20 protein-coding genes are annotated in these 23,043 nt (G+C 67.3%); 4 read left to right on the top strand and 16 right to left on the bottom strand.

The genetic code is table 11. The annotated features are described in order from the left end of the window. Positions 1-36: 36 nt before the first annotated feature. The 13 genes from ftsZ to ACNPNP_RS10370 form a co-directional block, all read right to left on the bottom strand. Positions 37-1,191, bottom strand: coding sequence for a cell division protein FtsZ (ftsZ, locus tag ACNPNP_RS10310; protein ID WP_448965931.1), 1,155 nt, complete (start codon positions 1,189-1,191; stop codon positions 37-39). Positions 1,192-1,379: 188 nt separating this feature from the next. Next, positions 1,380-2,321, bottom strand: coding sequence for a cell division protein FtsQ/DivIB (locus ACNPNP_RS10315; protein WP_448965932.1), 942 nt, complete (start codon positions 2,319-2,321; stop codon positions 1,380-1,382). A 3-nt stretch (positions 2,322-2,324) separates the two neighbouring features. Further along, positions 2,325-3,725 carry a UDP-N-acetylmuramate--L-alanine ligase gene (murC, locus tag ACNPNP_RS10320; protein WP_448965933.1) on the bottom strand — a complete coding sequence of 467 codons (1,401 nt, stop codon included), beginning with the start codon at positions 3,723-3,725 and terminating at the stop codon, positions 2,325-2,327. A 12-nt stretch (positions 3,726-3,737) separates the two neighbouring features. Next, on the bottom strand, positions 3,738-4,817 hold the full coding sequence (locus ACNPNP_RS10325) for a UDP-N-acetylglucosamine--N-acetylmuramyl-(pentapeptide) pyrophosphoryl-undecaprenol N-acetylglucosamine transferase (RefSeq protein WP_448965934.1): 1,080 nt from the start codon (positions 4,815-4,817) through the stop codon (positions 3,738-3,740). Then, positions 4,814-6,004, bottom strand: coding sequence for a putative lipid II flippase FtsW (ftsW, locus tag ACNPNP_RS10330; RefSeq protein WP_448965935.1), 1,191 nt, complete (start codon positions 6,002-6,004; stop codon positions 4,814-4,816). Before ftsW ends, ACNPNP_RS10325 begins: the two co-directional genes overlap by 4 nt. Continuing rightward, positions 5,973-7,508, bottom strand: a complete 1,536-nt coding sequence (gene murD / locus ACNPNP_RS10335) for a UDP-N-acetylmuramoyl-L-alanine--D-glutamate ligase (RefSeq protein WP_448965936.1) — start codon at positions 7,506-7,508, stop codon at positions 5,973-5,975. The genes ftsW and murD overlap by 32 nt, the downstream gene beginning before the upstream one ends. Next, positions 7,505-8,620 (bottom strand): phospho-N-acetylmuramoyl-pentapeptide-transferase, encoded by a 1,116-nt coding sequence (gene mraY, locus ACNPNP_RS10340; protein ID WP_448965937.1) that lies wholly within the window; start codon positions 8,618-8,620, stop codon positions 7,505-7,507. The genes murD and mraY overlap by 4 nt, the downstream gene beginning before the upstream one ends. Beyond that, the gene (locus tag ACNPNP_RS10345; RefSeq protein ID WP_448965938.1) at positions 8,617-10,029 is read right to left on the bottom strand and encodes a UDP-N-acetylmuramoyl-tripeptide--D-alanyl-D-alanine ligase; all 1,413 of its coding nucleotides are present in this window, start codon (positions 10,027-10,029) and stop codon (positions 8,617-8,619) included. The genes mraY and ACNPNP_RS10345 overlap by 4 nt, the downstream gene beginning before the upstream one ends. Before the next feature lie 28 nt (positions 10,030-10,057). Beyond that, positions 10,058-11,839, bottom strand: coding sequence for a peptidoglycan D,D-transpeptidase FtsI family protein (locus ACNPNP_RS10350; RefSeq protein ID WP_448965939.1), 1,782 nt, complete (start codon positions 11,837-11,839; stop codon positions 10,058-10,060). A gap of 20 nt (positions 11,840-11,859) precedes the next feature. Beyond that, positions 11,860-12,438 (bottom strand): cell division protein FtsL, encoded by a 579-nt coding sequence (gene ftsL / locus ACNPNP_RS10355; protein WP_448965940.1) that lies wholly within the window; start codon positions 12,436-12,438, stop codon positions 11,860-11,862. After that, positions 12,435-13,373 carry a 16S rRNA (cytosine(1402)-N(4))-methyltransferase RsmH gene (rsmH, locus tag ACNPNP_RS10360; protein WP_448965941.1) on the bottom strand — a complete coding sequence of 313 codons (939 nt, stop codon included), beginning with the start codon at positions 13,371-13,373 and terminating at the stop codon, positions 12,435-12,437. The genes ftsL and rsmH overlap by 4 nt, the downstream gene beginning before the upstream one ends. A 99-nt stretch (positions 13,374-13,472) precedes the next feature. Continuing rightward, a complete protein-coding gene (gene mraZ / locus ACNPNP_RS10365; protein ID WP_230103047.1) occupies positions 13,473-13,904 on the bottom strand; it encodes a division/cell wall cluster transcriptional repressor MraZ in 432 nt (143 codons plus the stop codon). A gap of 275 nt (positions 13,905-14,179) precedes the next feature. Next, positions 14,180-14,572 (bottom strand): DUF3040 domain-containing protein, encoded by a 393-nt coding sequence (locus ACNPNP_RS10370; RefSeq protein ID WP_448965942.1) that lies wholly within the window; start codon positions 14,570-14,572, stop codon positions 14,180-14,182. An 86-nt stretch (positions 14,573-14,658) separates the two neighbouring features. Between ACNPNP_RS10370 and ACNPNP_RS10375 the strand changes: the two genes are divergently transcribed. Beyond that, positions 14,659-15,747, top strand: a complete 1,089-nt coding sequence (locus ACNPNP_RS10375) for a polyprenyl synthetase family protein (RefSeq protein ID WP_448965943.1) — start codon at positions 14,659-14,661, stop codon at positions 15,745-15,747. A gap of 6 nt (positions 15,748-15,753) precedes the next feature. Here the strand turns inward: ACNPNP_RS10375 and ACNPNP_RS10380 are convergent, their stop codons facing one another. Further along, on the bottom strand, positions 15,754-16,104 hold the full coding sequence (locus ACNPNP_RS10380; RefSeq protein ID WP_448965944.1) for an Rv2175c family DNA-binding protein: 351 nt from the start codon (positions 16,102-16,104) through the stop codon (positions 15,754-15,756). Between the two features lie 131 nt (positions 16,105-16,235). Between ACNPNP_RS10380 and ACNPNP_RS10385 the strand changes: the two genes are divergently transcribed. Both ACNPNP_RS10385 and pknB read left to right on the top strand, forming a co-directional pair. Continuing rightward, a complete protein-coding gene (locus ACNPNP_RS10385; RefSeq protein ID WP_448965945.1) occupies positions 16,236-17,438 on the top strand; it encodes a LysM peptidoglycan-binding domain-containing protein in 1,203 nt (400 codons plus the stop codon). Positions 17,439-17,512: 74 nt separating this feature from the next. Next, entirely contained in the window at positions 17,513-19,444 is a 1,932-nt protein-coding gene (gene pknB, locus ACNPNP_RS10390) for a Stk1 family PASTA domain-containing Ser/Thr kinase (protein ID WP_448965946.1), read from the top strand. 135 nt (positions 19,445-19,579) lie between these two features. Here the strand turns inward: pknB and ACNPNP_RS10395 are convergent, their stop codons facing one another. Further along, positions 19,580-20,920, bottom strand: a complete 1,341-nt coding sequence (locus ACNPNP_RS10395; protein ID WP_448965947.1) for a class II 3-deoxy-7-phosphoheptulonate synthase — start codon at positions 20,918-20,920, stop codon at positions 19,580-19,582. Positions 20,921-20,958: 38 nt separating this feature from the next. Then, the gene (locus ACNPNP_RS10400; protein ID WP_448966164.1) at positions 20,959-21,645 is read right to left on the bottom strand and encodes a lysophospholipid acyltransferase family protein; all 687 of its coding nucleotides are present in this window, start codon (positions 21,643-21,645) and stop codon (positions 20,959-20,961) included. Positions 21,646-21,827: 182 nt separating this feature from the next. Between ACNPNP_RS10400 and ACNPNP_RS10405 the strand changes: the two genes are divergently transcribed. Continuing rightward, the coding region (locus tag ACNPNP_RS10405) for an AMP-dependent synthetase/ligase (protein ID WP_448965948.1) at positions 21,828-23,043 on the top strand (1,216 nt) is incomplete at its 3' end.

The following is a 23,043-nucleotide window of genomic DNA, read 5'->3' on the forward strand; positions in this document are numbered from 1 at the left end:
GCGGACCCCCCCGCAGCGAGGTCGGACAACGCGCCCCTACTTCAGGAACTCGGGGATGTCGATGTCGTCATCCGCGAAAGCGGGCTCGAGGCTGGTGGCCGGGATGCGAGGCGCCGGCTGCTGCGGAGCTTCACTCGGCCGCTGCTCCGCTGCGGGTGCCTCCGTGTCGTCGGAGAGGGAGACCTCGGGCAGGGTGTCCGCCGCCGGGCGCGAGACGACCATCGGGTCGAGTCGCAGGGAAGGCTCTCCCCCGTCGAAGCCGGCCGCGATGACCGTGACGCGCACCTCGTCGCCGAGAGTGTCGTCGATGACGGTACCGAAGATGATGTTCGCCTCGGGGTGCGCTGCCTCCTTGACCAGATCGGCGGCGTCGTGGATCTCGAAGATGCCGAGGTTCGATCCACCCTGGATCGAGAGCAGAACGCCGTGCGCACCCTCGATCGAGGCCTCCAGCAGCGGCGATTCGACAGCGAGCTCCGCGGCCTTGATCGCACGGTCGGCGCCGCGAGCGGAGCCGATGCCCATGAGGGCCGAGCCTGCGCCCTGCATGACCGACTTGACGTCGGCGAAGTCGAGGTTGATGAGGCCGGGCGTCGTGATGAGGTCAGTGATGCCCTGCACACCGGCGAGGAGCACCTGGTCGGCGGTGGCGAACGCCTCGATCATCGAGATGCCGCGGTCGCTGATCTCCAGCAGACGGTCGTTCGGCACCACGATGAGGGTGTCGACCTCTTCCTTCAGCTTGGAGACGCCGGCTTCGGCCTGGCTCTGACGGCGACGGCCTTCGAACGAGAACGGCTTGGTGACGACGCCGATGGTCAGCGCGCCGATCGACTTGGCGATGCGGGCGACGACGGGAGCGCCACCGGTACCCGTTCCACCGCCTTCACCCGCGGTGACGAAGACCATGTCGGCGCCGGTGAGCGCCTGTTCGATCTCCTCCGCGTGGTCCTCGGCGGCGCGGCGCCCGACCTCAGGGTCGGCTCCTGCACCCAGACCGCGGGTGAGTTCGCGGCCCACATCGAGCTTGACGTCGGCGTCGCTCATGAGCAGCGCCTGGGCGTCGGTGTTGACAGCGATGAACTCGACCCCGCGCAGGCCGAGATCGATCATGCGGTTCACGGCGTTGACGCCGCCACCGCCGACGCCGACGACCTTGATCACGGCGAGGTAGTTCTGGTTCTGGCTCATGGCCGGCCTCCGATGTGTCGAGCCTGGAAACGAATGTGAACCTTAAACCTCAACTAGAGGTGTAAAGTATTTCCCGGTATTGCGTTCTCTTGATCGAAGGTATGCGCCGCGGGGCCGCGCGGGCGCAACGACACGGGCGTGTCGCCGCTTTGACGTGCAGAACGGTCTGCGGTGGCGATCCAGTCCGCTCAGCCGGCGACGACGACGTCGGGAGAGGACACGTCGATGGACCTGGCGTTCGGATTCGCCAGCATCGCCGAGCTCAACGTCCTCGCCTTCTCCACGGACTTCTCCGCGCTCCCCCACACCACTGTCAGACCGCTCGACAGCGTGAGGGTCACGTCGTCCAGGGTCGACGCGGACACGTCGGTGACCAGGGCACGCACGTCTGCGGGCAGCGAGCGAACGACCAGCCCGACCGATTCGAACGCAGCCGACTCGATCCCCCCGTCGACGGCGATCACAGGCTGCCCCTCAGGGCGATCCTGCGTCGTGGACAGCGCGACGCCTGCGGCATCGACGAGCGTGAACCCGGCTCCGGACTCGATCACGCCGATCGGTGTGCGCTCCACGATGCGCACGACGAGGTCGTGCGGTGGCTTGGCCTCGAGCGCATAGGTCTCGATCAGCGGGAACGCGATGAGCGCCGCCTTGACCTCGCTCTCGCTGACCAGCGCCAGCGGCGTTCCCAGCTGATCATCCAGCGCCGCTTCCACGGCCGCCGCGTCCAGCGTCGACGCACCTGCGACGGTGATCTTCTCGACGGCGAAGAGCGGACTGTACGCCGCTGCGACGCTGCCGCCGATCAGCAGGACCACGGCGCCGATCGCGCAGAGCCAGATCAGTCGCCGACGCCTCGATCGCTGGGTGAACCGGCGGATCTCCGCGCGGAGGGCCTTGCGCCTGGCACGCGCGGCGCGCCACACGTCTCCCGCGGTGAGACCGTCGAGCGATTCCTGCTCTGCGCCCGCGGCATCCGCTCGCTTGTCATCCAGGCTGTCGACGACCGCGACAGGCTCCGCCGCCGGACCCGCGTCGGTCTGCCTGTCACGCGCACGGCGTGATGGGCGGACGGATTCGGGCTTCGCCTTCTGCTCCGGCGGAGTCGGAAGCGGGGCCGGACGACGCACGGTTCAGGCTCCGGTCGTCCGCCGCAGCGATTCCAGCACCTGCGGGATGATCAGGTTCACATTGCCGCACCCGAGCGTGATGACGTAGTCGCCCTCGCGGGCCACGGTCGCCGTGTAGTCGGCGGCCTCCTGCCAGTCGGCGACGTAGTGCACGTGCTCCTGGTCGTTGAACGCGTCGCTGACGAGCGCCCCCGTCACGCCTGGAACGGGGTCTTCACGCGCCCCGTAGACGTCGAGCATGACGGTGTGATCCGCGAACGTCTCGAGCACCTCGGCGAACTCCCGGTACATGTGCTGGGTGCGCGAGTACGTGTGCGGCTGCTGGATCGCGATGAGTCGGCCGTCGCCGACGACGCTGCGCGCGGCCTCGAGGGCCGCTTTCACCTCGGTCGGATGATGGGCGTAGTCGTCGAAGACGCTGACCCCCCGCTCCACGCCGTGCAACTCGAATCGGCGAACGGTACCGGCGAAGCCTTCGACGGCGCGCACGGCGGCGGCGAGGTCGTGCCCGAGCGTCAGCAGGACGGCGACGGCCCCTGCCGCGTTGATCACGTTGTGAGCGCCGGGTACGACGAGTTGAAGGCGCTCGCTGCGGTCCTCGTGCGTGATGGTGGCGGCCACGGGGCCCGCCGTCGAGATGTCGGTGAGTCGCACGTCGGCGTCCGTCGCGACGCCGAAGCTGATCACGTTGCGGTGCGACAGCCCTGCCTTGACGCGAAGCGCGCCGGGATCGTCACTGGAGATGACCACCGCTTCGCTCGCCGCATCCGCGAACCGGATGAACGCGTCGTGGAACGCGTCATCGGATCCGTAGTGGTCGAGGTGGTCGGGATCGACGTTCGTGATCAGGGCGATCGCCGTGTCGTACAGCAGGAAGGTGCCGTCGGACTCGTCGGCCTCCACCACGAAGAGGTCATCGGATCCGGAGGCGCTGGACGTGCCCAGCTGCTCGATCACACCGCCGTTGACGAAGCTCGGGTCGACGCGCAGCGACTGCAGCGCTGTGACGATCATGCCGGTCGACGTCGTCTTTCCGTGCGCACCGGCGACCGAGACCAGCCGTCGCCCTCCGATGAGCCAGTGCAGGGCCTGCGAGCGATGGATGACGTGCAGCCCGCGCTCTTTCGCCGTGACGAACTCGGGGTTCTCCGGCCAGATCGCCCCGGTGTGCACGACGGTGTCGGCATCGCCCAAGTGGGCCGCATCGTGGCCGACGTGCACAGTGGCTCCCGCGGCGGCGAGCGATCGAAGCGCATCGCTGTCCGCACGATCCGATCCGGACACGCGGATGCCGGCGTCGAGGAACATCCTCGCGAGTCCGCTCATCCCGGATCCGCCGATCCCGATGAAGTGGGCTGCGGTGATCTGCTCCGGAATCGGGAGGGAGAGGTCAGGTCTGATCATGTCCTGTCCATTCTAATTCGCGGCGCGCAGCGCACGGTCGATCATCGCGACGACGTTCTCGGTTCCGGTACGCGTGCCGACGTGCTCCGCCGCCCGTGCCATCCGCTCGATGCGCTCACGATCCGCGAGCATCGGCACCACGGCGGCGCGCACGGTCTCGCCGGTGAAGCCGCCGTCTTCCAGAAGCGTCGCAGCCCCTGCCGCCACGGCCGACGCGGCGTTCAGCCGCTGCTCGCCGTTTCCGACCGCGTACGGCACGTACACGGCGGGGATGCCGAGGGCGCTGATCTCACTCACCGTCGCGGAACCCGCGCGGGAGACGATCAGATCGGCAAGCGCGAAGGCCAGGTCCATCCGGTCGACATAGCGGCGCACGACGTACCCGGGAACTCCGGGATCGGCGAGGTCGCTGCGCTCTCCTGTCACGTGCAGCAGCTGCCATCCCGCAGCGAGCACGTCCTTCCATGAGTCCGCCAGCGCCTCGTTGAGCCGCTGCGCGCCGAGCGAACCGCCGAAGACCAGCAGCACCGGCCGCGCAGCATCCAGGCCGAAATGCTCGGCCGCCTTCGAACGGCTCGCCGCACGGTCGAGGTCGACGATCTCGTGGCGCAGCGGCATGCCGACCACCTCGCCGCGCTTGAGCGGAGTGCCTTCGAAGGCGACGCCCACGCCGGCGGCGCTGCGCGCGCCCAGCACGTTCGCCAGACCGGGCTTCGCGTTGGCCTCGTGCACCACGAACGGCACCTTCTCCCGGCGCGCGGCCACATAGGCGGGCGCCGATGCGTAGCCGCCGAAACCGACGACGACGTCGACGCCGTGCTCCCGGATGTGCGTGCGCACCTGCGCGATCGCTCTGCGCAAGCGTGCGGGGAAGGCCAGTGCCTGCGTGTTCGGGCGGCGCGGGAACGGCACCTTGTCGACGATCAGCAGCTCGTAACCGCGTTCGGGCACGAGTCTGGCCTCGAGTCCCTCCTTGGTCCCCAGCACGAGGACCGTCGATTCGGAATCGCGCTCACGCAGTGAGTCGGCGACGGCGAGCAGGGGGTTGACGTGGCCGGCGGTGCCGCCGCCGGCGAGGAGGTACGTGGTCACCTGGTGACTTTACCCCGCGGGGATGCGGGGATCGTGCGAGCGAAGGCCAGCAGCACGCCGCATGCCAACAGCACCGCGAGCAGGGCTGTGCCGCCCTGCGACATGAATGGCAGCGGCACGCCGAGCACCGGGAACACCCCGATGACGACGCCGATGTTGATGAGGGCCTGGCCGAGGATCCAGACCGTGATGCCACCGGCCGCGACGCGGATGAACGGGTCCGTCGTCTTGCGCATGATGTGGAAGGCGCCGACGGCGAAGAACGTGAAGAGGGCGAGGACGACGAGGCACCCGATGAGGCCGAGCTCCTCCCCGACGATGGCGAAAATGAAGTCGTTGGCCGCCGCCGGCAGCCAGCCGTACTTCTCCTGCGAGTTGCCGAGACCGAGTCCGAAGATCCCGCCGTTCGCCATTCCCCACACGGCATGGATCGACTGATAGCAGTCGTTCTCGTAGTTGGTCATGTCGGAGCAGACCGCCGAGATGCGCCGCATGCGGTCGGGGCTCACGACCGCGAAGGCGATGACGCCCACGATGCCCAGCAGCACAGGAAGGATGAACAGGCGCAGCTTGACCCCGGCGAAGAACAGGCAGCCGAGCAGGATCAGCACCAGCACCATGACGGTGCCGAGGTCGTGTCCGGCCATGACCGTCCCGATCGCGAGCAGCGAGACCGGGATGACGGGGATGAAGACGTGGTGCCAGATGCCGAGCAGCACGCGTTTGCGCAGGAGCACGTACGCCACCCACAGCGCGATCGCCAGCTTGAGGAACTCCGAGGGCTGCAGCGAGAAACCGGCGATGTTGATCCAGTTCCGGTTGCCGTCGTTCTCGACGCCGATACCGGGGATGAAGACGAGCAGCTGCAGCATCGTCGCGAGGATGAGCGCTGGCCAGGCCATCTTCTTCAGGAAGGACACGGGCAGGCGGCTGACCAGGAACATCATGGGGATGCCGATCGCGGCGAACATCGCCTGCTTGATGGCCGTGTCCATCACGCCCGATTCCGTGGCGCTGGTCGCGGAGATCACCATGATGATCCCGAAGACGGTCAGCAGCAGCGCTGTGGAGGCGATGAGCATGAACTCGCTCGACGGCGGCGTGAAGATGCGGCCCAGTGAGACGCGTGCGGCGAGGCCTCGGCGCTGTCCCTGCTCAGTGCGCGTCGGGCGGGCTACCTGTGTCATCGGCGCTCCCCCGGTCGATCCACTTGCGCACCGCGTCGGCGAAGCGGCGGCCACGATCCCCGTAGCTGGTGAACTGGTCGAAGGATGCCGCCGCGGGAGCCAGCAGAACCGTGCCCCCGTCATCAGCGATCCCTGCGGCGAGTTCCACCACGCGGGTCATGACATCTTCAGTCTCGCCAGTGACGACCTCGATCACCGGCACCGCTGGCGCGTGTCGCTCGAATGCCGCGACGACCTCGCCCCGCTCGACGCCGATCACGAGCGCTGCACCGGCGGTGCGCCCGGCATCGGCGACGAGGTCTGAGAGGTCGACGCCCTTGAGATCTCCGCCGACGATCCAGACGGCACCGGGGTACGCGCGCAATGAAGAGGCCGCAGCGTGCGGGTTGGTGGCCTTCGAGTCGTCGACCCAGGTGATGCCCGCGTGGCGCGCGACCACCTGGATGCGGTGCTCGTCGAGGCGGAAGGTCTGCAGCGCCCGCCGGATCGCTTCCGGCGCGGTGCCGAGCGATCGCGCGAGCGCGCTGGCGGCGAGGATGTTCTCGATGATGTGGGGAGCGGCGAGCCCCGCCTCCGCGAGATCCGAGATCGTGGTGAGCTCGAGAGCGCTGTGCGTGCGGTCAGGGTGGAACGCGCGGTCGGCGAGGATGCCGTCGACGACGCCGAGGTCGCTCGGACCCGGTACTCCGAGGTCGAACCCGATCGCCCGTGCTCCCTCGGTGACGTCGGCCTCCTCGACCATGATCCGCGTCGCGGCGTCCGCCTTGTTGTACACGCAGGCGACGCGCGTGTTCCGGTAGACGAACGCCTTCGCGTCTCGGTAGGCCTCGGCGCTGCCGTGCCACACCAGGTGATCGTCCGCGAGATTCAGGCACACGGAGGCATACGGCACGAGCTCGCCTGCGGTCGTGCTCTGACCGATGTACCAGAGCTGATGACTGGAGAGCTCCACGACGAGAACGTCGAAGCCGGCGGGGTCGCGGACGGCATCGAGGACCGGGACGCCGATGTTGCCGCACGGCGCCGCGCGCAGGCCGCCCTCGACGAGCAGCGTCGCGGTGAGCTGCGTCGTCGTCGTCTTGCCGTTGGTGCCCGTGATCAGCACCCAGTCCGCGGCGGTCCCGTCCTGGCGCACGACCTTGTCGCGTACGCGCCAGGCGAGTTCGACATCGCCCCACAGGGCGATTCCCTCATCCTGCGTCCATCGGATGATCGGATGCGACGGCGAGAAGCCTGGTGATGCGACGACGACCTCAGGATCGAAGTCGCGCAGCGACTGCGGCACCTCGCCGAGTGCGCCGAGCTCGAGTCGCGCGCCGATCACCGGGATGAGGCGCTCGTACTCCTCCGCGGCGGATTCCGAGAGCACGAGGACGTCCGCGCCGAGTTCGGCGAGTGTGTCGGCTGCGGAGAATCCCGTGACCGACAGGCCGAGCACCGCGACGCGCAGGCCCTTCCAATCCGCGTGCCAGCTGGTCAGGGCATCCAGACGCGCGTCGCTCATCCGTCGACTCCGGTGAGCCATTCGACGTAGAACAGGCCGACCGCGGAGACCGCGAGCAGACCCGCGATGATCCACAGGCGCACGACGATCGTCATCTCCGACCAGCCGCGCATCTCGAGGTGATGATGGAACGGGCTCATCAGGAACAGCCGCTTGCCGCGGGTGATCTTGAAGTACAGCCGCTGCAGGATGACGGATCCGGATGACAGCACGAACACGCCGGCGATCACGAAGAGGAGCAGTTCGGTGCGCGTGAGGATCGCCATCGCGGTGATGACGCCGCCGATCGCCATCGAGCCGACGTCGCCCATGAAGACCTTGGCCTTGGGTGCGTTCCACCAGAGGAATCCGATGAGGCCTGCGGCGAAGGACGCTGACACGATCGCGAGGCTGAACGGATCCCGCACTTCGTAGCACGCGTCGAGCGTGCCAGGATCGACTCCGATGCTCGCGCACGACTGCTTGAACTGCCAGAAGGCGATCAGGCTGTAGGCGCCGACGACGAACACTCCGGCGCCGGATGCGAGACCGTCGAGACCGTCGGCGAGGTTCACGCTGTTGGACGTGGCGATGCCGATCACGGCGATCCAGATCAGGTACACGATCCACCCGATGACGACACCGAACGCGAACATGTCGAGCCAGGTGATGTCGCGGAACAGCGAGACGTAGCCGCTCGCCGGCCGCTGACCGAACTGGTTCGGGAAGTTCAGCGCCACCACCCCGAACGGGATCATCACCACGAGCTGGCCGATCACCTTGCGCCACCCGGAGAGTCCGAGGCTGCGCTGGGACTTCACCTTCATGTAGTCGTCGATGAAGCCGACGGCTCCGAAGCCGATCATGAGCCAGAGCACGAGGAGCGCCGACAGTGCGGGCTCGCTGCCACCGGCGTAGACGCCGACGAAGTAGCCGACGATCGTGCCGACGATGAAGATGAGACCGCCCATGGTCGGCGTGCCCCGTTTGGCGCTGTGGCTCGGATTCGCGATGTCTTCGGGGGTGCGGATCACCTGCCCCCAGCCCCAACGGCGGAACAGCCGGAGGAAGACAGGAGTCAGGAACAGGGTGAAGGCGAGCGAAATCGCAGCCGCCATGAGGAGTGATCTCACGAGAACAATTCTCCCAGACGATCGCCGAGATGCCGAAGGCCCACGGAATTGGATGATTTCACGAGCACGCGATCTCCGTCACGGAGCTCGGTGCGCAGGTATTCGTAGGCCGCGTCCTGGTCGGGAAGGTGCACGGCTTCGCTGTCCCAGGAGCCCTCTCCGACGACGGAGAGGTAGAGGCGGCGCGCTTCGGGACCGACCACGACGATGCGGCGGATGTTCAGGCGGACGGCGAGGAGCCCGATCCTGTCGTGCTCCTCCCCTGCGCTCTCGCCGAGTTCGCTCATGGCGCCGAGAACGGCGACCGTGCGCTCGTCGGGTCCGGTGATCTGGGCGAGCGTCCGCAGAGCAGCCGCCATGGAGTCGGGGCTGGCGTTGTAGGCGTCGTTGATGATGCGCACGCGATCGTTCCCGAGGGGCTGCATGCGCCAGCGCTCGGCGACCTGGACCGTCTCGATCCGCGCGATCGCATCGGCGAGAGGCACACCGAGGACGCCCGCGGCGGCGATCGCGGCGAGGGCGTTCGTGATGTGGTGGGCACCGAGCACCTTCAGGTGCAGGGGCAGACTCTCCTCCGATGTGGTGATCGTCGCCCTGGTGCCGTCCGCGGCCACCTGGACGTCGGTCGCGCGGATGTCGGCGGACGAATCCTGGCCGAATCCGACCACGCGCATGCCGCGTGTCACAGCGGCGTGACGCATGCCGGCGACCCTCGAGTCGTCGATGTTCAGGATCGCGATGCCACCAGGGCGCGAGGCCGCGATGAGCTCCGCCTTCGCCTTGGCGGTCTCCTCGATACCGCCGAAGCCGCCGGCATGGGCCATGCCGACCATGAGGACGACCGCGACGTCCGGTTCGACCAGTCCCGCCAGATGAGCGATGCTGCCAGGGCCCGCCGCACCGAACTCGCTCACCAGGTACCGCGTGGTGTCCGTGACGCGCAGCATGGTCACGGGTGCGCCGACCTCGTTGTTGTACGAGTTGATCGGTGCGATCGTCTCGCCCTCGTCCTCGAGGATGCGGGCGAGCAGGTTCTTGGTGGTCGTCTTGCCGTTCGAACCCGTGATGCCGACGATCTTCAACGCGCCCTCGGCGCGCACGTGAGCGACGACGGCACGCGCGAGGACGGCGAGTGCGGCGACGGCATCCGGCACGACGATCTGCGACACCGGGGCATCCACGATGTGCTCGACGATCGCCACTGCCGCACCGCCGTGCGCCGCAGCTGCGACGAAGCGATGCCCGTCGGTCTCGGCGCCGGGCTTGGCGATGAACACGCCGCCGGCGGTCATGTTCCTCGAGTCGGTGTCGACGACGCCCGACACAGTGGTCTCGGGGGTGTCGAGGTCTGCGAGACGCAGGTCGCCACCGGTGATCGCGGCGATCTCGGCAAGCGTCAGGGCGATCATGAAATCTCCATGCGCGGCTCAGTGCCGGCTAGTTGAACTTGGGAAGCAGCTCGTCCATCGGGACGGTCGAGGGCGAGACACGGTAGGTCTTCAGCACCTGTGTCATCGCCTGCTGGAAGGCGGATGCCGTGGCGGTGGACGATACAACCTTAGTCGGCTGATCGAGGGTGACCACCACCACGTACTGCGGATCGTCCACCGGAGCGAAGCCCACCATGCTCGTGAAGTACAGTCCCTGCTTGTACCCGCCGTTCCCGTCCGGCACCTCACCGGTACCGGTCTTGATCCCGATGCGGTACCCGGGAACCTCGATCATCTCCGACAGACCACCCTGCACGGCCCCGTTCTCCAGCATCCTGCTCACGGTGGCGGCAGTCGACCCCGAGATGATCTGCTCGCGCTCGGGGGCGTCGGGCTTCACGACCTCGCCGTCCTGATCCGTGCAGGACTCGATGAGCGACAGGTCGATCTTCTCGCCGCCGTTCGCGAGCGCCTGATACGCGCCGGCGAGCTGAGGCGCCGTGACCGTGAAGTGCTGTCCGAAGGTCGTGGTGTACAACGATTGGGCATCCCACTCCGATGCCGGGTGCAGGACGCCTGGTTCCTCGCCGGGGAAGCCGATCGTCTTCTCGCCGACGCCGAACTTCTGCAGATAGTCGAATCGCACCTGCGGGTCGATCATCGTGCCGAACTTCGAGAGCGTGACGTTCGACGAATCGATGAGTCCGCCGGCGAGCGTGTAGTTGTCCGCTCCGTGCACGAAGGCATCGTTGATGACGGCGCCGTTGGGGAACGTCTCCCTGCTCGACGCGGTCACCGTCGTGGTCACGTCGGCTGCGCCGGAATCCAGCACGGCGGCGGCCGTGATCGCCTTGAACGGAGAACCCGGCTCGAACGTGTGGGTGAAGAGCCTGGTGCCCCAGTCCTCCGGGGACGAGGCGTTGAGGTCGTTGGGGGCGAGCGACGGCCATTCCGCGGCCGCCCTGATCTTTCCGGTCTTCACCTCGACGACCGTCACTGTGCCCGACTGGGCGCCCATCTTCTGCGATTCCTCAGCGATCATCTGCGTCAGGTACCACTGCAGATCGCTGTTGATCGTCAGCTGCACGGATCCGCCGTCCTGGGCGTCGACTGTGCGGTCGCTGCCGGGGATGACGTTGCCGTCCTTGCCCCGCAGATACGTGCGCTCCCCGTCGGTGGGCGAGAGGCACTGCGTCTCGAGCTTCTCCACACCGGACTGGCCGGCTCCCGCACTGTCGACGTAGCCGATGATGTTGCCGGCGACGGCGCCGTTCGGATAGACACGCGTCTCGCGCGGCTTCATGTGCAGATAGACGAGACCGAGCTCGCGCAGCTCCAGATACTTCTCGGTGCTGAGGCCCTTCTTCAGCGGGTAGTACTGCGAGCTCGGATCCGCCGCGACCGTCTCCGCGACACCTGTCCGTATCTCTTCCGCGTCCTGCCCGGTGATCGCCGCGATCTGATCGGCCGCGTCGGACCAGGCCACCTTCGGCGGGTTCTCGGTGTTGTCCTCGAGCAGCTTCATGACCTTCGGGTCCAGCTGCGCGTCGTAGACCGTGATGCTGGATGCGAGCAGAGTGCCGTTCGCATCGACGATCGATCCGCGGCTGCCCGGCAGAGTCACCGTCGAGCCGAGCTGGCCCACCTGCAGCGAGTCCTCGACGTGATCGTCGGCGCTGACCACCTGGATGTCGACGAGGCGCACGACGAAGGCCGACAGCACCGCGAGGATGACCGCGAGTGCGACGACGGTACGGCGCCGTGGGCCGCGAGTGGCTCGTGTCGTCATTTCACTCTCTCCATCGGTGTTCAGCGGGTGGTGGGGCTCGGGAGTCCGTCGGTGATGGGCGGGGGAAGATTCGGATCCACGGTCTCGGTGGTGCCGTCAGCGGATGCAGCGGTGTCGTCCTCCGTCGCGGCGACGGGCGTCTTCTGCTCGAGCAGTGCGTTGTGCACTGCGCCGGTTCCCTTCGGATCGATCGTGGACAGGCCGTCCGCGCCGGTGTTCGCGCCCAGAACGGCGGAATCGCTCAGACGCAGGTACGACGCCGAGCCGGCGACGACCATCCCCAGCTCTGCTGCCTTGATCGCGAGCAGCTGCGGGGAGCTCGTCCCCGCCAGCTCGTCCTCCAGGGCGCTCGCCTGCAGGTCCAGCTCGCGCTGCTGCGACGTCAGTTCCGCCAGTTCGAACGAGTCGTGGGTGATCGCGAGCGACAGGCCGATCTGCGCGATGCCGATCGCTGCCGCTCCCCCCAGCGCGATGAGTGCGTACGCGAGCTTCGGCTTGCCCCGCCGCGCCGGAGCGGTGACGGGCTTCAGCCTCCGTGGCGCGCGCGGCGCGGGAGCGATCGGCTCCGGCAGCAGCGCTGCAGTGGCCTGGCGGCTCATGCTGCCTCCCGGATTCGCTCGGCGGCGCGCAGTCGCACCGGAATGGCTCTGGGGTTGCGGGCCTTCTCCTCGTCGCTCGCGAGCTCGGCACCCTTGGTGATGGTGCGGAAGCGCGGCGCATGCTGCGGAAGCTCGACGGGGAGGCCCGCGGGAGCGGTGGAGGCGGATGCTGCGGCGAAGGCCTGCTTCACGAGGCGGTCCTCGAGCGACTGATAGCTCATCACGACGATCCGTCCGCCGACGGCCAGGGCGTCCATCGCCGCGGGGATCGCATCGGCGAGCACACTGAGCTCGGAGTTGACCTCGATGCGCAGCGCCTGGAACACGCGTTTGGCCGGGTGGCCGGCGCGCTGTGCGGCGGCCGGTGTCGCGGCCTGGAGCAGGTCCACGAGATCCTGCGAACGTACGAGCGGCGTCGCGTCACGGGCCTGCACGATGAAGCGGGCGTAGCGTGCGGCGAGCTTCTCCTCGCCGTAGCGCTCGAAGATGCGGCGGAGGTTGCCCTCGCTGTACGTCGCGAGGACGTCGGCCGCTGTGGTGCCCTTCGTCTGGTCCATGCGCATGTCCAGCGGAGCATCCTTCGAATAGGCGAACCCGCGTTCGGCCTCATCGAGCTGCAGAGACGAGACGCCGAGGTCCATCAGGATGCCCGACGCGCCATGCGCGTGGATCCCGATCTCGTCGTACACCGTGTGCACGAGCGTGATCCGGTCCGCGAAACGCTCGAGCCGCTGCCCGGCGATGCGCAGGGCGTCGGTGTCGCGATCGAGACCGATCAACCGGATGTTGTCGAATCGTTCGAGCAGCGCCTCGGAGTGCCCGCCCATGCCGAGCGTCGCGTCGACGAGCACCGCTCCGTCGTGCTGCAGGGCGGGTGCCAGCAGCTCGATGCAGCGCTCGAGGAGGACCGGGGTGTGGATGTCGCGAAGGTTCATGATCTTTCGGGTGACCTTCGACTCTGATCCCCCTCCGCTTCTCGACCCGGCACCGGGGAAGTGTGTCGGGGCGGGAGCGGCGGGGCATCACAGTCGAGGTCAGAAGAGTCCCGGAATCACCTCCTGTTCGAGTTCTGAGTAGTTGTCCTCGCCGGCGGCGAGATAGTCGTTCCACGCCGCGGCATCCCAGATCTCGGCATGTGCGCCGACACCGGTGACGATGAGCTCCTTCTCGAGCCCCGCGTACTGGCGGAGGTGGCCGGGGATGGTGATGCGGTTCTGACTGTCGGGCATCTCCGCGCTTGCTCCCGAGAGGAACATGCGCAGGAAGTCGCGTGCCTGCTTGTTGCTGAGCGGTGCTTGCCGGATCCGCTCGTGCATGGCCTCGAACTCGGCCGTGCTGAAGACGTACAGGCATCGTTCCTGACCACGGGTGACGACGATGCCGCCACCGAGGTCTTCCCGGAACTTCGCCGGCAGGATGACTCGGCCCTTGTCGTCGAGTTTCGGTGAATGCGTTCCCAGCAACATCGGCCATCACCCCCTCTGTGTCCGGCCAACTTCGAGGTGTCCCCCACTTTACTCCACTTTGCTCCACTTTCATATGAGCAAACGAGTAGAGCATGGCATATCTCGCACCGCGGCCGTCAGAGAGCCCCGAGATTCCGGGCACGATCAGCGGGAGACGGCCGTGGAGGAAGGTGGAGGGAGATCGCGCCTCAGGCGCGTCGGCGAGGCATCGAACGCTGCCCGGACAAAGAAAAAGCCCGGATGCTCAATGCATCCGGGCTGTGAAAGCGGAGAGGTCAGCGACCGTCTTGGCGACGATCCCATCGGTCGTTCATACGATCCATGAATGAGGCCGAAGTCTGTGGCGGCTTCGTCGATGCTCCGGTCTTGGGACGAGGGGTGCCACCGACTCGACGTACCGGTGTGGCTGCGAGGATGACGCCCGCCACCATCGCGGCGAACCCGATCACTCCGACGATGATGCTCGCGACAGCGCCGAGCTGGCCGCCGAGCGCCACACCGGCGACGAGAGCGCCGATGCCGACGAGCAGCAGGACGGCTCCGTACACGAGGTTGCGGTAGCTGAGCGTGCGATCGCCGGAGGGCGCGGTTACGATGTCTGCGTCGTTGTGCAAGAGATGGCGTTCCATCTCGTCGAGCAGACGCTGCTCCTGTTCAGACAGTGGCATGACGCCCCCCTTGGTTCAGTGTCTTTCATTCTACGCTCGCAAAACCGCCGAGGCTAGTTATCGGCTGAGAACCTAAGCTGATTATCGTGCCCTCCTCCACGCCTGTCCAGGACGCCGTCTCCGTTCGGTTGGATCGTTTCCTCGCCGCCCTCGGACCGCAGTCGGACGAATACGGTCCGGATGCCGCGATGTTCATCGCATCCGCGGCGGCCACGCTGCGCGGCGGCAAACGATTGAGAGCGCGGTTCTGCCACGCGGGCTGGCGCGCGGTGGCGCGTTTCTCCGATCATGACGCCGTCGAGACGGACGCCCTGTGGGATCTCTGCGCCGCCCTGGAGATCTTCCAGTCCGCCGCGCTCGTGCACGACGATCTGATCGACAACTCGGACACCAGGCGCGGACGCCCTGCGGCGCACCGCGCGCTCGAGCAGCAGCACAGGTCGCTCGCCTGGTCGGGGGACGCAGAGTCGTTCGGGCGCGCCGCCGCGATCCTCCTGGGGGATCTCCTCGTCGCGTGGAGCGACGACCTCCTTGAGCAGGCGTTGTCGGATGCCGTGCACGCCCCGGCCGTGCGCAGCGAGTACGCCCGCATGCGTCGCGACGTCACGACAGGCCAGTTCCTCGACATCGCCGAGGAATCGGCGTGGGCGGTCAACCCCGTCGCGGATCATGCTGATCGTGCACTGCGCGTGGTGTCGCTGAAGTCGGCGCGGTACAGCATCGAACAGCCCCTTCTGCTCGGCGCGCTGCTCGCGGGCGCTGATGGAGCTCAGCAGGAGTCGTTGCGCCGTTTCGGGCGGCCGATCGGCATGGCGTTCCAGCTGCGCGACGACGTGCTCGGCGTGTTCGGCGACCACGCCGTCACGGGAAAGCCCGCCGGTGACGACCTGCGCGAAGGCAAGCGCACCGTGCTCATCGCCTTCACCCGCGAGCGGTTGGATGCATCAGCGCGCCGCCTGCTCGACGAACTCCTCGGCGATCCGACGCTCACCGCAGATCAGGTGTCGTCCTTGCAGGCGACGATCGCAGAATCCGGGGCGCTGGCCAGGGTCGAAGAGCTGATCACCTCATATGCGCAGGAGGCAGACCGCGCCCTTTCCGGGGCACGACTCGACTACGCGGCAGTCGGCGAGTTGCGCGAACTCGCGCGCGCGGCGACCGTGCGCTCGGCCTGAGCCCGCTCAGGCGAGGGTGCGTGCGACGCGGCGCACTGCGCTCTTGTGTCCGTCGAGGAGCGCTGCGATCGGCGTCCGTCCGAGCTCTTCCTCTTCAGAGAACAGCCAGTCGATCACCTCGTCATCGGTGAAACCGGCGTCCGTGAGGACGATGATCGTGCCGCGCAGCGACGACAACGGGTGACCGTCGACGATGAACTGCGCTGGTACGCCGAAGACGCCGTTCCTGCTCGATCCGACCAGGTACTGCTCGGAGATCATCCGACGCACGCGCCCCAGCGGCTCGTCGAGCCTCTCGACGAGTTCGGGCATCGTCAGCCACTCGATGGCCGTGGGTTCAGGGGCAGTCTCAGACACGTCTCGACTATCTCACCTTCGGCGTCCCATCGCACATCAGAACTTCTATCACTTCAGTCACATCAGCCACTTTGATTGACATCTGTATACATACGTGTCAGCGTTTCAGGGTCAGCAAAGGGGGGGAAACCTTGAGACCGAACACGATGAACAGCCATGCCGGATACGTCCAGCTCGGCGTTCCCGCTGCCGTCCTCGGCGTGCTCGCAAGCGCGATCGCTGCCGCGCCGGCCCACGCTGCGGTACCCGCTGAGCGCGGCTCGGAGAGCCGGCTCACCGCACTGCCGCGGGTACTGCCCGCCACCACGAATCCGACGAACTACACCGTGCAGGACGGCGACACCGTCTTCTCGATCGCGCAGCGCTTCGGACTGCGAACGGTCGATGTGCTCACCTGGAACGGTCTCGGCTGGCGCTCGGTGATCTACCCGGGTCAGACGCTCAGGGTGACGGCGCCGGCCTCCGCTCCCGCTCCTGCCGCGCCCGCTCCTGCCGCCCCCGCTTCCACTTCAACGACGCACACCGTGGTGGCAGGCGATACGATCTTCGCGATCGCGCAGAAGCACGGAACGTCCGTGGCGTCGATCTTCGCCGCCAACGGACTGAGCAGCGCGTCGGTGATCTATCCAGGGCAGACGATCACGATCTCCGCAGCGCCCGCTGCGGCACCGGCGCAGACCGCGGCTCCCGCCGCCGTCACGCCGAAGCCCTCGGGCGCGACGCACACGGTCGTGGCGGGCGACACCGTCTTCGCCATCGCGCAGAAGCACGGAGTGTCGGTCAGCACGATCTACGCGGCGAACGGCCTGAGCGCCGCGTCGATCATCTACCCGGGGCAGAGCATCGCCATCTCGGCGCCTGCGCCGGCGGCCACGACCGCGCCCGCCGCATCCGCGCCGGCCGCAACCGCGCCGGCCCGGACGGCCGTGCTCAACGCACCTCAGGCGGAGAACGCCGCGATGATCATCCGCATCGGGCGCGAGCTCGGCGTGTCCGATCGCGGTATCGCGATCGCCCTGGCGACGTCCATGGTCGAGTCATGGCTGCGCAACCTCGACTGGGGAGACCGCGACTCGCTGGGCCTCTTCCAGCAGCGGCCGAGCACCGGCTGGGGCACGGCCGATCAGATCATGGACCGCGATCGCAGCATCCGCGTCTTCTACGGCGGCGCGCACGACCCCAACGGGACGACGACCCGAGGCCTTCTCGACATCGCTGGCTGGGAGGGCATGGCCTTCAAGGATGCCGCGCAGGCCGTGCAGATCTCGGCCTACCCGGACCGCTACGCCCAGTGGGAGACTCAGGCCTACGAGTGGATCGCGCTGTATGGCTGATTCCCAGCCGATCCGATCGCCTAAAGGGTGAGCCGCTCCGCGGTCTGTCAGCCACTTATTCATAGACTCTGTACGTGACGACCAATCAGCAGGCTGATCCCCTCATCGGGCGGCTTGTCGACGGCCGCTATCGCGTGCGTGCCAGGATCGCTCGCGGCGGAATGGCCACGGTCTACGTGGCGACCGATCTGCGTCTCGAACGCAGGATCGCGCTGAAGGTGATGCACGGCCATCTCAGCGACGACTCGGTGTTCCAGAGCCGGTTCATCCAGGAGGCGCGCGCGGCCGCGCGGCTCGCCGACCCGCACGTCGTCAACGTCTTCGACCAGGGCCAGGACGGCGAACTCGCCTATCTCGTCATGGAATACCTTCCCGGCATCACGCTGCGCGAGCTGATGCGCGAGCAGCGCCGGCTCACGATCGCGCAGACCATCACGATCATGGACGCGATCCTCGCCGGCCTCGCAGCAGCGCACAAGGCGGGCATCGTGCATCGCGATGTGAAGCCGGAGAATGTGCTGCTCGCCGAGGACGGCCGCATCAAGATCGGTGACTTCGGCCTCGCCCGCGCCACGACGGCGAACACCGCGACGGGCCAGCAGCTGCTCGGCACCATCGCCTACCTCGCCCCCGAACTCGTCACCCGCGGCACTGCAGACGCGCGCAGCGACATCTATGCGCTCGGCATCATGCTGTACGAGATGCTCGTCGGCGAGCAGCCGTACAAGGGCGAACAGCCGATGCAGATCGCCTTCCAGCACGCGACCGAGTCGGTGCCGCGCCCGAGTGCGCGCAACCCCGGTGTGCCGGAGCAGCTCGACGAACTCGTGCTGTGGTCGACCGAGAAGTCGCCGGACGAGCGCCCGAACGATGCGCAGGAGATGCTCGATCGACTGCGGGAGATCGAGCGGTCCCTCGGCGTCTCCCCCGCGGCCGTCACGACGGCGACCACGCCGATCCGCTCGCTGGGCGATTCGGGCGACCTGACCAAGGTCATGCCGTCGACGATGGTGATCGACGATGCACCGGCGCAGGCGCCGTCACAGCCGCTCGACAACGCGACCGTGCTGCGACGGCGCACGTCGAAGCGCCGTGCGCGCGGAGCATTCCTGCTGGCACTCGTTCTGCTGCTCGCGGTCCTCGCCGGTGGCGTCGGCTGGTGGTTCGGGTCAGGACCCGGTTCGCTCGTGGCGGTTCCGAAGGTCGCAGGGCAGAGCTATGACGAGGCAGCTGCCGCGTTGTCCGGCGAGGGCTTCGTCCCTGTCGCCGCGGAGGAGAGTTCGGTCGATATCGACCCTGGTGTCGTCATTCGTACCGACCCCGCGGCCGGTGAGCGGCTGGACAGCGGCACGGAAGTGAGCGTTTTTGTCTCCACGGGTCCAGCGCCGCGTGCTGTAGAGCCTTTGAACGGCAAGACTGCTGACGAGGCACGCGCTTACCTCAAGGATCTCGGTCTCGCGGTCTCAGACGATGACCTGCTGCTCTACTCACGAGCAGACGAAGGCATCGTGATCAACGCCAGTGTCACTCCGCGTGCCGGCGGCGACGACGTCGGATGCGGTGAGGGATGCAACGTCTTCGAGGCCGACACCGCACACTTGATCGTCTCTCTGGGCGGTCTGCCCGATGTCGTGGGCATGACCGCATCCGATGCGTCGTCGGCGCTGGCTGAGAAGGACATACAGACGACCACAGTCGAGGAGTTCAGTGACGACGTCGAAGAGGGACGTGTCATCAGCACCTACGAACGCGAGGATGGCGCGAACTGGCGGCCCGGCGACACGATGACGCTCGTTGTATCCATCGGTCCACAACCAATTCCGGTCCCTGAAGTGGCTGGCCTAAGTCTTCGCGACGCGATTGCGAAGCTCGAAGAAGCCGGGTTCCAAGCAGTGACAGCCGCGCCTGAACTCGTCTGGGATATCTTCACAGCGGCGCGCACGGATCCGGCAGTCGGATCCGAGCACAAACGCGGCACTGAAGTACGCATATTCGCGACTGGCTGACGTCGCGACCCGCACCGATCCTGCAGCTCGAGGTGACTTAGGTTCGCTACTTCTTCCGGAGATGCCCGCGGACGGACATCCACTGGACGGGTCAGCATCCGCTACATCGATCGATGCCGTGGCAGAGGCGCAGACTCAGCGCTTCTCGAGCTCCTCGGCAACGAGGAACGCGAGTTCGAGGCTCTGCATGTGGTTCAGTCGCGGATCGCACAGGCTCTCGTAGCGCGTCGCCAGAGCGGCCTCGTCGATGTGCTCCGACCCGCCGAGGCACTCGGTGACGTCGTCTCCGGTGAGCTCGACGTGGATGCCGCCGGGGAAGGTGCCCACCGCGCGATGGGCTTCGAAGAAGCCGCGCACCTCGTCGACCACGTCGTCGAAGCGGCGCGTCTTGTAGCCCGTGGGAGTCGTGATGCCGTTGCCGTGCATGGGGTCGGTCACCCAGAGCGGCTGCGCACCTGACTCGCGCACCGCTTCGAGAAGCGGGGGAAGCGCGTCACGGATCTTGCCCGCCCCCATGCGGGTGATGAACGTGAGACGGCCCGGCTCGCGGTTCGGGTCGAGCTTGTCGATCAGCGCGAGTGCGGTCTCAGGGGTCGTGGTCGGCCCGAGCTTCACGCCGATGGGGTTTCGGATCTTCGAGAAGTAGTCGACATGCGCGCCGTCGAGGTCGCGCGTGCGCTCCCCGATCCACAGGAAGTGGGCCGAGGTGTTGTACGGCGTGTCCGTGCGCGAGTCGATGCGCGTCATCGGGCTCTCGTAGTCCATCAGCAGACCCTCGTGGCCGGTGAAGAACTCGACGCGCTTGAGCTCGTCGAAGTCCGCGCCCGCGGCCTCCATGAACTTGATCGCACGGTCGATCTCAGATGCCATCCGCTCGTACCGCTGGTTGGCGGGGTTCTGCGCGAAGCCCTTGTTCCAGGAGTGCACCTCGCGCAGGTCGGCGAATCCGCCCTGCGTGAACGCGCGGATCAGGTTCAACGTGGACGCTGCCGTGTGGTACCCCTGCAGCAGTCGACCCGGGTCGGCCTGGCGGGAGACCTCGGTGAAGTCGTAGCCGTTCACGATGTCGCCGCGGTACGCGGGCAGCGTGATGTCTCCGCGGGTCTCCGAGTCGCTGGAGCGCGGTTTGGCGAACTGCCCGGCCATACGGCCCATCTTCACGATCGGCATCGACGCGCCGTATGTGAGCACGACGGCCATCTGCAGCACCGTCTTGATCCGGTTGCGGATCTGCTCGGCAGTGGCTCCCGCGAACGTCTCTGCGCAGTCGCCTCCCTGCAGCAGGAACGCCTGTCCGGAGGCCGCTCGTGCAAGGCGGTCGCGGAGGTTGTCGACCTCACCGGCGAACACGAGAGGCGGGAGCCCCGCGATCTGCGCCGACACGTCTGCGACGCGGTCGGCATCGGGCCAGGACGGCTGCTGCTTGATCGGGAGTGCACGCCAGGCATCCAGGGCGGCGTCGAGCTGCTGAGGCATCTTCCCAGCTTACTGGCCGGAGACGCCCCGGTTCGCCGTCAGGAGCGCTGCGGAAGCCGGTCCTTCACGGAGGAGGCGTAGACGTCGTCGTACTGCTGCTCCCCCAGACGCTGGAGCGCGACCATGATCTCGTCGGTGACCGATCGCAGGATGTAGCGGTCGTTCTCCATGCCCTCGAATCGTGAGAAGTCCAGCGGCTCGCCGATGACGATGCCCACCCTGACGATCCGCGGCACGGTGCGACCGATCGGCATCGCCGAGTCCGTGTCGACCATGACCACTGGGATGACGGGAACCTTCGCTTCCAGCGCCATCCGCGCGATTCCCGTGCGACCGCGGTACAGCTTCCCGTCCGGGCTGCGTGTGCCCTCCGGGTAGATCCCGAGCAGGTCTCCTCGGCCGAGCACCTGAAGCCCCGTGTTCAGCGAGGCCTCGGACGCCTTCCCGCCTGAGCGGTCGATGGGGATCTGGCCCGTGGCTTTCATGAAGTACTTCGTGGCCCAGCCCTTGAGCCCGCGCCCGGTGAAGTAGTCGCTCTTCGCGAGGAAGGACATCGGCCGGTCGATCAGCAGCGGGAGGAACACCGAGTCGGACACCGACAGGTGGTTGCTCGCGAGGATCGCGGCACCGTTGCGGGGCACGTTGCTGCGACCCACGATCCAGGGACGGAAGATCGCCTTGACCACGGGGCCGATCACGACGTACTTCATCAGCCAGTAGAACATCGTCACGAAGTCTATCCCCGGGCTCGGCACCATCCGTCATGACACTCGTGAAAGCGCGCCCCAGGAGGCGCGACTGAGTGTCAGCTTTCGCGTGACTCAATTCCAAAATTGACCCGATTCACGGACGGATGTGCCCTAGACTCAGGGGAAACCCGTGCCCGACCGGTACCGAAGGAGTTGCCGTGGTTCAATTCGAAGTTCCCGCGATCGTCCCTGCTGATCCCGACGCGAACATCACCGACCTGCTCGTGAAGCGCGTCGAAGCGACTCCCGACCGGGCACTGTTCTCGGTGCCGGCCGGCGACGGCTGGAGCGACATCAGCGCCGCCGACTTCCAGACCGCGGTGATCGCCCTCGCCAAGGGCTTCGTCGCCGTGGGCATCCAGCCCGGAGAGAAGGTCGGCTTCCTCGCGCGCACCACGTACGAGTGGACGCTGGTCGACTTCGCGCTGTTCTACGCCGGGGCCGTCATGGTGCCGATCTACGAGACCAGCTCTCCGTCGCAGATCCAGTGGATCCTCGAAGACTCCGGGGCGACCGCGCTCATCGTGGAGTCCGCGGACCACTTCGCCAAGCTCGACGAGGTCCGCGGCGATCTTCCGCTGATCCGCGAGGTGTGGCAGTTGCATCTGGGGGCCATCGACACTCTCACCGCTGCCGGCGTCGCCGTGGAGGACGCGGAGATCGAGCGCCGTCGCAACATCGCCGTCGGATCCGACATCGCGACACTGATCTACACGTCCGGTTCGACCGGTCGCCCGAAGGGCTGCGTGCTGACGCACAGCAACTTCGTCGAGCTGTGCCGCAACTCCGCCAAGTCGCTCAACGCCGTCGTGGAGACCCCCGGCGCGTCGACCCTGCTGTTCATCACCACCGCGCACATCTTCGCCCGGTTCATCTCGCACCTGAACATCCATGCCGGCGTGCGCACCGGCCACCAGCCGGACACGAAGCAGCTGCTGCCGGCGCTGGGCTCGTTCAAGCCGACCTTCCTCCTCGCCGTGCCGCGCGTGTTCGAGAAGGTCTACAACTCGGCGGAGCAGAAGGCGGAAGCCGGCGGCAAGGGCAGGATCTTCCGTGCCGCTGCTGCAGCCGCGATCGAGCACTCGCGTCTGCTCGAAGAGGGCAAGAAGATCCCCTTCGGTCTGAAGATCAAGTTCGCGCTGTTCGACAAGCTCGTCTACAGCAAGCTCCGCGCGGCCATGGGCGGCAACATCGTCTACGCGGTGTCCGGCTCCGCTCCCCTGGGCCCGCGGCTCGGCCACTTCTTCCACAGCCTCGGCGTCGTGATCCTGGAGGGTTACGGCCTCACCGAGACGACGGCACCGGCGACGGTGAACCTCGCCGACAAGTCGAAGATCGGCACCGTCGGTCCCGCACTCCCCGGCGTCGGCGGGC

This window comes from Microbacterium xerophyticum (genome assembly GCF_053543555.1).